This window comes from Microcystis sp. M31BS1, assembly GCF_020245285.1.
Taxonomy (GTDB): Bacteria; Cyanobacteriota; Cyanobacteriia; order Cyanobacteriales; family Microcystaceae; genus Microcystis; species Microcystis panniformis.
Genome location: NZ_JADBVE010000323.1, coordinates 1 through 5,882, shown reverse-complemented (window position 1 = coordinate 5,882; position 5,882 = coordinate 1). Strand labels below are relative to the sequence as shown.

Here is a 5,882-nt window from a genome sequence, read left to right as displayed (position 1 = left end):
TTTTCAGACGGTCAATTACCTAATTTTCAGGGAAAAAGTCCAGGAATTTTCGCCCCGATCCCTCCAATGGCTGGCACTTTTTGAGGTCAAAAAAGTCTAAAAGTCTTATCCAACAAGGTTTTTAGATTTATTCAGCCAACCATATCTAAAGAGCAACCGCCACCTTGATGGGCTGCTGGGGTATTTAATAGCGATTCTCGTCCACAAAAACTAGACGAGAAACACCATAACAAAGAGTCTCTAAGAAAAAAAGATGTTAGCGATAACATCTTTTTGACATTTTTTACAATTTAACTTCAATATCAACCCCTGCGGGTAAATCTAATTTCATCAAAGCATCGATTGTCTTAGAAGAGGGTTGGTAAATATCAATAATGCGGCGATGGGTGCGGGTTTCAAAATGTTCACGGGAGTCCTTGTCAACGTGAGGGGAACGCAGGACGCAATAAATCTTTCTTTTTGTCGGTAGGGGGATCGGTCCGATCGCTGTGGCGTTAGTTCTATTGGCAGTATCGACAATCTTCTCACAGGAAGTATCGAGTAAGCGCTGGTCAAAAGCTTTCAAACGAATGCGAATTTTCTGTTGTTGTAACGTAGCCATAATTTCACCTATTGCAATTGTCAAGGTACAAAATAAAGACAGTAACGGAGCAGTTTTTCGTCATTAACTGCCCCGTTAATTAGTAGATCAGCCTACTTGATAATTTTGGAGATAACGCCAGAACCGATGGTACGACCACCTTCGCGAATAGCGAAGCGCATACCCTCTTCAATAGCGATCGGGTTGATCAGTTCCACGGTCATTTTGATCCGGTCTCCCGGCATGACCATTTCTACGCTGCTGCCATCATCGGCGGTGTAGTCTTGGATAGTGCCAGTTACGTCGGTTGTCCGCACATAGAACTGAGGACGATAGTTTTTAAAGAAAGGAGTGTGACGACCACCCTCTTCTTTACTTAACACATATACCTCACCTTCAAACTGGGTGTGGGGTTTGATTGTACCCGGTTTAGCGATCACCATGCCGCGCTCGATGTCGGTTTTTTGGATACCACGCAGGAGGATACCAGCGTTGTCGCCGGCCATCCCTTGGTCGAGACTTTTCTTGAACATTTCGATCCCAGTAACGGTGGTGGGGCGAGTTGCTCTGATCCCGACCAATTCCACGTTATCACCCACTTTCACAATACCGCGTTCGATCCGACCGGTAGCTACCGTCCCCCGACCGGTAATCGAGAATACGTCTTCTACCGCCATCAGGAAGGGTTTATCTACCGCCCGTTCGGGGGTGGGGATATAGCTATCTACCGCGTCCATTAATTCATAAATCGCATCTACCCACTCGTTTTCGCCTTTTTGGGCCTTGGGATTTTTGGTCATGTAGTCGAGGGCTTCTTTAGCAGAACCGGCAATAATGGGGATATCGTCGCCGGGGAATTCGTAATTGCTGAGAAGTTCGCGCACTTCCAGTTCCACGAGTTCCAGTAATTCCTCATCATCCACCATATCTTTTTTGTTGAGGAAGACCACAAGGTTAGGTACACCCACCTGACGAGCCAGCAGGATATGTTCCCGGGTTTGGGGCATCGGGCCATCAGCAGCCGAGACCACGAGAATACCACCGTCCATCTGTGCCGCACCGGTGATCATGTTTTTTACATAGTCGGCGTGGCCAGGGCAGTCCACGTGTGCATAGTGGCGATCAGCAGTTTCGTACTCAACGTGAGCGGTGTTGATGGTGATCCCGCGAGCCTTTTCTTCGGGAGCGGCATCGATTTCATCGTATTTTTTAGCTTGGGCATTACCCAGAGCCGCTAGGGTCATCGTGATAGCGGCGGTGAGGGTAGTTTTGCCGTGGTCAACGTGACCGATCGTACCGATGTTAACGTGGGGTTTCGTCCGTTCAAATTTAGCGCGTGCCATTTACTTTCTGTTCCTTTGTTTTTTTTCTTCTTCAGGTGGGTGAACAGTAATCAGTTACCGGAGATCAGTTTTAAGTTAGCAGTTATTAGAGTTGACCGATCGAATTTAAATGATCGGTTTATTCTCACTGCTCACTGGTCACTGGTCACTGATTAACCGTTCCCTTTACTTTTGGTGATAATCGTCTCGGCCACGTTGCGGGGGACTTCTTCGTAATGGCTAAATTCCATGGTGAAGATGCCGCGTCCTTGGGTTTTGGAGCGAATATCAGTGGCGTAACCAAACATTTCCGCCAGGGGAACTTTAGCGGAGACTTTGGCGATGCCGGTCTCGGTTTCTTGACCTTCGATTTGTCCCCGACGGGAGTTAAGATCACCGATGACGTTACCGATGAAGTCTTCAGGTACTTCCACCTCGACTTTCATCATTGGTTCTAGGAGAACAGGAGCAGCTTTCATCACTGCTTCTTTGATCGCCATGGAACCGGCAATCTTAAAGGCCATCTCGGAGGAGTCCACATCGTGGAAAGAACCATCTACCAGGGTTGCTTTCAGGTCGATGACAGGATAACCCGCTACGATCCCCGATTCGCAAGCTTCTTTCATCCCTTGTTCTGACGGGTTGATGTATTCTTTGGGGATAGCACCACCGACAATTTTGGAGACGAAGACAAAGCCCGAACCCGGTTCACCCGGTTCCAGTTCAATGACGACGTGGCCGTACTGTCCTTTACCGCCACTTTGACGGATAAATTTACCCTCGGCCCGCACGGGTTTGCGGACGGTTTCCCGATAGGCAACTTGGGGAGCGCCCACGGTTGCTTCGACTTTGTACTCCCGGAGCATTCGATCGACGAGGATTTCCAGGTGCAGTTCTCCCATCCCAGCGATTACCGTTTGATTGGTTTCGGGATCAACTTTGACCCGGAAGGTGGGATCCTCATCGGAGAGAGCTTGCAGAGCTTTGCTGAGTTTCTCGATGTCCTGTTTGGTTTTCGGTTCCACCGCCACGGAGATAACCGGTTCGGGGATAAAGAGGGATTCTAGGATAATCGGGTTCTTCTCATCACAGAGGGTATCCCCGGTAATGGTGTTTTTCAGTCCGATCGCCGCTCCTAGATCACCGGCGCGCAGTTCATCCACTTCAATCCGTTCGTTGGATTTGAGGACGATCAGGCGAGCGATCCGTTCTTTGGTTCCTTTGGTGGAGTTGTAGGCGTAGCTGCCTTTGGCTAGTACACCGGAATAGACCCGCAGGAAGGTTAAACGACCGAAGGGATCGGCCATGATTTTGAAGGCCAGGGCCGAGAAGGGCGCATCGTCCTTAGCTTCCCGGATTGCCTCGCTGCCATCGGGGAGAACCCCTTTAACGGCGGCTACTTCCGAGGGTGAGGGTAGGTAATCGACGACGGCATCGAGGAGCAGTTGTACCCCTTTGTTTTTGAAAGCCGAGCCGCAGAGGACGGGAACAATTGTACCAGCAATCGTCCCTTCCCTGAGACCGCGTTTGATTTCGGCTTCGGTGAGTTCTTCACCTTCTAGATATTTTTCTAGGAGTTCTTCATCCGCTTCCGCTACAGCCTCCACCAGCTGCACGCGGAATTCTTCGGCCTTTTTCAATAAGTCTTCGGGAATGTCGGTTTCTTCTATGTCTTTGCCTAGATCGTCCTTATATATATAGGCGCGCATCTTGACGAGATCAACGATCCCGCTCAGTTCGCTTTCCGCGCCGATCGGCATTTGGATGGGAACGGCGTTAGCTCTAAGGCGATCTCTTAATTGTTCGTAAACTTTGAAGAAGTTCGCTCCCGTTCTGTCCATTTTGTTGATAAAGGCAATCCGGGGTACTTTGTACCGATCGGCTTGTCTCCAGACGGTTTCCGATTGGGGTTGTACACCACCAACAGAGCAGAAAACCGCCACCACGCCATCGAGTACCCGCATGGAACGTTCCACTTCAATGGTGAAATCGACGTGGCCGGGGGTGTCAATGATGTTGATGCGATGATCTTGCCAACTGGTACTGATGGCGGCGGCGGTGATCGTGATTCCTCGCTCCCGTTCCTGTTCCATCCAGTCGGTAATTGCCGTTCCGTCGTGGACTTCGCCCAGTTTATGAGCGACTCCCGTGTAGAACAGGATTCTTTCTGTTGTCGTTGTTTTGCCCGCGTCTATGTGAGCGGCGATTCCGATGTTTCGCACTCTCTCTAGCGGGATAGTCCGTGCCACAGCAACCTCCTTGCTTTGCTTGCCAGTGATGGGGTTTTGTTCTAGGATTTTTTACACTATTTACAATTCTATACTTTTCTTGACAGTTTTTTGGCGGCAGCGGTGTAGTCCACCGCCCTTAAAGTATCTTTAAAGTATCTTTCTTAGTAACGATAGTGGGCAAAGGCTTTGTTGGCCTCTGCCATCCGGTGGGTTTCTTCCCGTTTTTTGATCGTGCCGCCGGTTTCGTTGGCCGCATCCATGATCTCGTTAGCTAGTTTACCTGCCATGGTTTTGCCGCCTCTGGTTCTGGCATAATGGACTAACCAACGTAGTGCCAGTGTACTACCGCGATTACTCCGTACTTCCATCGGTACTTGATAGGTGGCTCCACCGACCCGGCGGGCTTTCACTTCCACCAGGGGAGTGGCGTTTTTAACGGCTTTTTCAAATACTTCTAGGGGTTCTTGACCGGTACGTTCGCCGACGGTTTTCAGGGCATCGTAAACGATGTTAGCGGCCAGGGACTTTTTGCCCGAGCGCATAATCCGGCGGATGGTCATGCTGACTAAACAGCTATTGTAAACGGGATCGGGGGGAATAGGACGTTTTTTGACGTTTTTACGGCGAGACATCGGAATATTCCTGAATTTTCTAGGTTAACTTTAACTTTTGCTTGACAGTCGGATGATTACAGCCCATCTCAAACCCCCTCCTGCGAGTTTTCGGTCTCTTGGGTTAACTTTGACCGACTCGGTGGGAGTATTTTTTTGGTTAATCAATTCCCTGTTTATTTAGCGGCGGGTTTGGGGCGTTTGGTTCCGTACTTAGACCGCGCCTTTTGACGGTTTTTCACCCCGGTGGCATCGAGGGTGCCGCGAATGATGTGATATCTGACTCCGGGTAGATCTTTGACCCGACCGCCCCGAATGAGGACGACGGAGTGTTCTTGTAGGTTATGACCAATGCCCGGGATGTAGGCTGTCACCTCAAATCCAGAGGTCAAACGTACCCTAGCCACTTTCCGTAGGGCTGAGTTGGGTTTTTTCGGTGTGGTGGTATATACTCTTGTACAAACTCCCCGACGTTGGGGGCATTGTTTGAGGGCGGGAGATTTGGTTTTTCTTTTCGCTTTGGATCTTTCGTCGCGTATTAATTGCTGAATGGTGGGCATGATAGGGCTGTATCTAAGGTTACTCTGAACTCCTATTACCGAAGGTCAAATCGTTGACAAAAGGTCATTATAGCAAATTGTCGCTCCTGTTGTCAAGTCGCTTGTGGTGCTTTTCTCCGGTTTAGAGGTTAGAGATTGTCTTTTTCTTGGGCGGCGGTGGCACTCAATTCGGGCGTTATTAGGCGATAAAATTACAGCTTCGTTGTTTTGGCCCGATAGTGGAATTTTAGCAATAATTATCACCTGATTAATCGGCTAATGTCTGAAAAACTGTCTCTAGCTAACCTCATTTTCAGAACTGGTGTCTAGACTATTAGCTCTTAACGCTATATTTAGAGCTTTTGTACTGGATGCACCAGAGGCTATCATAAAATATTGTTAACCTCAAAGGTTAACAATATTCCAAGGTTCATCTACAATGGATATTGTCTTTAAGGAAAAAAAAGGCTCTTCGTTACTTGGTATGGTTCGATAGGGGAGCATAAATCGACTAAATCCTTATCTGGCAAGAGACTTAATTGATTAGTTCGCTCTAGAGAAAAATAATTGACAAAAATCGCTAAATGCCTTTCTATACA

5 protein-coding genes are annotated in these 5,882 nt (G+C 48.6%); all 5 read right to left on the bottom strand.

Translation table 11 applies throughout. The features are described 5' to 3' along the window. Positions 1-283 precede the first annotated feature (283 nt). Positions 284-601 carry a 30S ribosomal protein S10 gene (gene rpsJ / locus IM509_RS18425; protein ID WP_002740287.1) on the bottom strand — a complete coding sequence of 106 codons (318 nt, stop codon included), beginning with the start codon at positions 599-601 and terminating at the stop codon, positions 284-286. Positions 602-693: 92 nt separating this feature from the next. Beyond that, positions 694-1,923, bottom strand: coding sequence for an elongation factor Tu (gene tuf / locus IM509_RS18420; protein WP_052276543.1), 1,230 nt, complete (start codon positions 1,921-1,923; stop codon positions 694-696). A 152-nt stretch (positions 1,924-2,075) separates the two neighbouring features. After that, on the bottom strand, positions 2,076-4,151 hold the full coding sequence (fusA, locus tag IM509_RS18415) for an elongation factor G (RefSeq protein ID WP_072927098.1): 2,076 nt from the start codon (positions 4,149-4,151) through the stop codon (positions 2,076-2,078). 143 nt (positions 4,152-4,294) lie between these two features. Beyond that, complete coding sequence (gene rpsG / locus IM509_RS18410) at positions 4,295-4,765, bottom strand: 30S ribosomal protein S7 (protein WP_002758831.1); 471 nt, start codon at positions 4,763-4,765, stop codon at positions 4,295-4,297. 155 nt (positions 4,766-4,920) lie between these two features. After that, the gene (rpsL, locus tag IM509_RS18405) at positions 4,921-5,304 is read right to left on the bottom strand and encodes a 30S ribosomal protein S12 (protein WP_002740176.1); all 384 of its coding nucleotides are present in this window, start codon (positions 5,302-5,304) and stop codon (positions 4,921-4,923) included. Positions 5,305-5,882 lie beyond the last annotated feature (578 nt).